This window comes from Streptomyces spongiae (genome assembly GCF_009377185.1).
In the GTDB taxonomy this organism is placed as follows: domain Bacteria; phylum Actinomycetota; class Actinomycetes; order Streptomycetales; family Streptomycetaceae; genus Streptomyces; species Streptomyces spongiae.
The window spans coordinates 1-5,161 of record NZ_VJZC01000663.1; the positions used below are offsets into that span (position 1 = coordinate 1).

The following is a 5,161-nucleotide window of genomic DNA, read 5'->3' on the forward strand; positions in this document are numbered from 1 at the left end:
CGCTCGGAGAGCAATTGGCTTCTGAGTCCCAGCGACACGCCACATGCACGGCGTGTCGCTGGGACTCCAGAACCAATGGACGGCCACCACCAGGCGGCCACCACCAGCAGCTCACCCCAGCAAGAAGCAGCTCACCCCAGCAAGAGACGCCCCCGGAGGGCAGGCGCGCCCCGCCCGTCGGTCACTCCACCGCGCCGACCGCGGCCGCCTCCGACTCCAACTCCCGCAGCCGCATGGCCTCTTCGTACACCCGGGGCCCCCGCTCCGGAGAGAAGTCCAGGCGGACCAGGACCCCCGGCACGGCGACCGACGGCATCAGGTGGCGGTAGAGATCGGTCACCCGCTCGGCCAGGTCCGCCCGCCCGGTCATGATCCGGGACAGCACCTGGACACCGGTGAACGCGCCGACGAACAGCTTCGCGAGCGCGGCGACATCGGCGTGGGGCAGTATCTCGCCCTTCTGCTTGGCCTCTTCGAAGATGGACTCCGTGTGCTCGGTCCATGCCTGCATCGGTACCTGCCGGTTGAGGTGGTCCTTGGGCGACCCCTGGTCCACGGTCAGACGCACGCTGCCCTGGACGATCGGATCACCGGTGTCCTTCCTGAGCAGGTACGCCAGCAACAACGCCTCGTCCAGCGACTCCTGAAGCTTCAGCTCCCGCACCGGGACGGGCGGGAGCGAGGAGACCTGCTCGGCCAGGACCGCCTGGGCGAGCTCCTCCTTGGACGTGAAGTGGAAGTAGAGGGCGCCTTTGGTGACCCCCGACTTCTTCAGTACGTCGGAGATCGTCGCCGCCTCGTATCCGACCTCGTCGAACACCTCGGCCGCGGCGTACAGGATCGCCTGCCGCGTCCGGATGGCCCGCTCTTGCCGTGCCACAAGCACCCTCCGTACCCACCCGCGCCGCGGGAAAAAGAGACCAAACGGTTCGCACCCTAACAGCGGCACTGCTGTAGGGCGGTGGCGCGGTACGAAAACCCGCGCCCTCAGTCGCTGCCCTAGGACAATAAAACCAGCCGAACGGTTTTTCAACCCCGCGATCCAGCCACCCCAAAACACCCATTCACTACCAATACGCCCGCCAAGAACCGGCAGCGACCCAAGAGAAACCGAAGAAGGGCCTTGAAAAGAAAACCGGTTGGTACGTATATTCATGGCCGTGGTTCACACCTATCCGGTCCCACACCAGGGGGAAGCTCGATGACTGTGATGACGTCCGAGGCCTTGTGGACGGAAGTTCTTGACCAGACCGCCCCGTCCGACCTGGCCCCGTCCGACCTGGCCCTGTCCGACCAGGCCCCGTGCGCCACGGGACACCCGGTCGCCGGCGAACTGACGCACCTCCTCTTCGAGGGCGCGCACCGCGAGCGGACGCACGGCACGTGGCGCAGGATGATCTCCGGTCCCGAGTTCTCGTACCGGCCGGGCCTGTCCCCGACCGAGCGGGCCGCCCTGTCGTACGACCGACTGCGCCTCCTCAACAAGCGCCTGGACAACAGCGGCATCGAAGGCAACAACAGCATCGACGGCACCGGCATCAACGACGGCCCGGAGCACTTCGCCTCCGACCCGCACCGGCTGGCCGCCCTGCACGAGTGGATAGGCCCCGTGGACGGAGGGCTGACCACCCTCGCGAGCATCCACTACAACCTGTTCCTCGGCAGCCTCGTCGACCACGACCACAAGGACCGCGACCTGTCGGCCTTCACCTCCCTCCAGCGCACAGGAACGTTTCTCTGCACGGAGCTGGAGCACGGCAACGACGTGGCCGCACTGGAGACCGTCGCGATCTTCGACCGGACGAGCGGCGGCTTCTATCTCCACACGCCGACGCCCGGCGCGCAGAAGTTCATGCCCAACACCAGCCTGACCGGCGGCCCGAAGACCGCGGTCGTCGCCGCCCGGCTCATCGTGGACAACCAGGACCAGGGCGTCTTCCTCTTCCTCACCCCGCTCAGCGACCACACCGGTCACCTGCCCGGGGTCAAGGTCCGCCCCCTGCCGGAGCGCACCGGCACCCCGGTCGACCACTCCCTCACGTCCTTCGACCACAAGTGGCTGCCGCGCGAGGCGCTCCTGGAGGCCGACCACGGCCGTCTCGACCACGAGGGCACCCTGACCAGCAACCTCGGCAACAAGCGCAAGCGGTTCCTGCGCTCCATCAACCGCGTCACCATGGGCAAGCTCTGCATGAGCGCCGGCACACTGGGCATGTCCCGCGCCGCGCTCACCATCGCGGTCCGCTACGCCCACAGCCGCCTCATCGCCGGCCCCAAGGCCGGTGAGCGCATGCCCATCGCCGCCCACCGCAGCCACCACAGCCGTCTGCTCGACGGGCTGGCGACGGCGTACGCGATGACGTTCCTGCACCGCACGGTGGTGGACCGGTTCGCCGCGCACACCGAGGAGGACCGCGAGGAGGTCGAGCGGCTCGCGGCGATCACCAAGGGCTGGATCACCTGGCAGGCGCGGGCGATCACCACCGAGTGCCGCGAACGCTGCGGCGCGCAGGGCCTGTTCCCCGCCAACGGCATATCGGACCTGTCGGCGAACATCGAGGGCGGCATCACGGCCGAGGGCGACAACCTGGTGATCTGGGTGAAGGCCGCCTCCGAGATGGTCTTCGGCCACCAGTCGGCGAAGCCGGACACCCTCCCGCCCGGCGACCTCGACGACCTGCCCTTCCTCCAGGGCCTGCTCGCCCAGGTCGAGTCGATCTGGCAGGCCCGGGCCCGTACGGCCCTGCGCCAGGGCCCGTCCGGCGACCCGGTCGGCCGCTGGAACGTCACTTCGGCCGCCGCCCTGGAGATGGTCTCCGTCCACGCCCGCCTCCAGGCCGCGAACGCCTTCGCCGCCGCCGCCGAACGGGCCGTGGACCCGCAGGCCCGCTTCCTCCTCCGCTCCCTGTGCCGCCTGTTCCTCCTCCGCCAGGTCCGCGAACACACCGGCGACCTGCTCGCCGAGGGCCACCTCACACCGGACCAGGTACGAGCCCTGCCGGCCACCCTGGACGCGGTCGTCGCCGACCTCGCGCCGCACATGCTGACCCTGGTCGACGCCTTCGACTTCCCGGCCGAGATGCTCTCGGCGATCCCGATCGCCAGCGGCGGTTCCATCACCCGCACGATGGAGGAGGAGCTGGTGTCGGTCACGTGCTGAGCCGCGGTACGTACGTGGTCAGCAGGTGACCGGTGCCCACGACGAGAGGGTCCGCCCAGCTCACACCTGGACGGACCCTCTCGTCACCCGCACTGCCCGCACTCCTCCTTCCACTCAGGCATTGGCCGACCCTCCCCTCACCCCACCTTCGGCGCCGCCCTCATCCCGATGTACACGCACCCGGTGCCGTCGACGAGTGTGGAGAAGACGACCGGCATCCAGTCCGCGCTGTACGCACCGGAGCCCGCCCCCGCGAACACGTTCGGCGCGACGGGCACGATGTCCATCTCCAGCGGCGGCGAGAAGTCCTTCATCCCGTCGACGAACTCGTACACCAGGTGCCCCTGGCCGTCCCGCTCGGTGACGGTGATGAGCACGCCCTCCCTCTTGTACGTCCCGACCAGCGGCGCGACGTCCACCGCCGGCGGCTGCGCGGGCGGCCCGAACGGCTCCGGCATCCGCACCCCCGCGAGGTCGCGCAGCAACTCGCCGAACAGGTCCTCGTACAGCCGGCGCGCGTCACCGCCGTTGGTGAGCAGGACGAGGACGACGCCGGCCTCGGGCACCACTCGCAGGAACCCGTACTGCCCGATGGAGGCACCGTCGTGCCCGAAGCCAGGGGTGCCGAACCAGTCGTAGAGGGTCCATCCCAGTCCCCACCCGTCCGCGCTGACGGTCCACTTGTCGGGCACGTCGACCTCGCGCCGCTGCATCGCGCGCACGCTGCCGGGGTTGAGCAGCCGCGTCCCGTCCGCGGCGAGACCGCCGTCGAGATGCATCTGGGCGAGCCTCACGACATCCCCGGCGGTCGCCAGCACCCGCCCGTACGGCCCCGCCGAACGCGGCATCAGGTCCCAGGCGGGCGCGGGGTCGGGCTCCTGCCCGAGATCCCCGAGGTGCCCCATGGCCGTACGGTGTGCGAGCGCCTCCTCGGGCAGGGTCATGGTCCCGGTGAGCCCGAGCGGCGTGAGCAGCCGCTCCTTGAGGGCCTCGTCCCAGGTGAGCCCGGTGATCACCTCGACGATCCGCCCGAGCACGTTGTACCCGAGGCTGCTGTACGAGACCGCCGTGCCGGTGGGGCAGTCGAGCCCGACGTCCTTGGCGGCCTCGACATAGCGGGCGAGACAGTCGTCGCCGCGCCCGGAGTCGTAGGTGAAGTCGCAGGTGAGCCCGCTGGTGTGGGAGAGCAGCTGACGGGTGGTGATCGTCTCGGTCGCCTCGGGGTCGCCCACGGCGAAGTCGGGCAGCACGTCCTTCACGGGCGCGTCCAGGTCGAGCCGGCCCTCGTCGACGAGTTGCATGACGAGGCTGGCCGTGTAGATCTTGGCGAGCGAGCCGAGCTGGAACACGGAGTCGCTGGTCGCCTCCACTCCGGTCCCGCGGTGCAGGACGCCGCTCGCCAGTTCGTGCACGTGACCGCGGGCGAGGACGGCGAGGGAGGCACCGGGCACATGATGCGCCTCGCGCAACCGGTCCAGCCGGGACTGCCAGTGCCCGCGATAGAAACTCTTCCTCTTGGAATCCGCGGCACCCCAACTGCCACTGGCCTCCCAGTTGCCCTGGGCGTCCCAGCTGACCTGCCCGTTCTCCTGCTCCTTCTGCGTCTGCGGCATGACCCCTCCATCGGCGACGGCGATGCGTACGGCGCACTGCGTACAACACCTTGCGTACAACGTGCTCAAGACGCGAACACTGTACGCACACCGACGCACCGTGCGCAACAGGCCACTCTCAGCCACGGACAGAGCACTGAAAGGCCACACTGACGGCAGCCCACCCCTCCGGACCAGACAGAGCGCACACCCCTAGTTGAACGCGAACGCCGTACGCATCACGCTCGCCCCGTACGCAAATGCGCATGCTGTGCGCTACGCTTGCGGCAAGACACCGCCCGGTGATCGACTGCAGCGATTGGACAGGCGAACACGCGCGGGCACTTGGCCGACAACGCACGACACACGGCCCCAGCCACTGTCATGCCCCTGTCTCTTATACACCTCT

3 protein-coding genes are annotated in these 5,161 nt (G+C 69.2%); 1 reads left to right on the forward strand and 2 read right to left on the reverse strand.

Going from position 1 to position 5,161, the window contains the following annotated elements:
- Positions 1 to 181: 181 nt before the first annotated feature.
- The gene (locus FNH08_RS44070; protein ID WP_322726430.1) at positions 182 to 880 is read right to left on the reverse strand and encodes a ScbR family autoregulator-binding transcription factor; all 699 of its coding nucleotides are present in this window, start codon (positions 878 to 880) and stop codon (positions 182 to 184) included.
- 321 nt (positions 881 to 1,201) lie between these two features.
- Here FNH08_RS44070 and FNH08_RS44075 point away from each other — a divergent pair, with 321 nt between their 5' ends.
- Positions 1,202 to 3,160 carry an acyl-CoA dehydrogenase family protein gene (locus FNH08_RS44075; protein ID WP_228034742.1) on the forward strand — a complete coding sequence of 653 codons (1,959 nt, stop codon included), beginning with the start codon at positions 1,202 to 1,204 and terminating at the stop codon, positions 3,158 to 3,160.
- 137 nt (positions 3,161 to 3,297) lie between these two features.
- Here the strand turns inward: FNH08_RS44075 and FNH08_RS44080 are convergent, their stop codons facing one another.
- A complete protein-coding gene (locus tag FNH08_RS44080; protein WP_152777130.1) occupies positions 3,298 to 4,773 on the reverse strand; it encodes a serine hydrolase domain-containing protein in 1,476 nt (491 codons plus the stop codon).
- Positions 4,774 to 5,161: the final 388 nt, after the last annotated feature.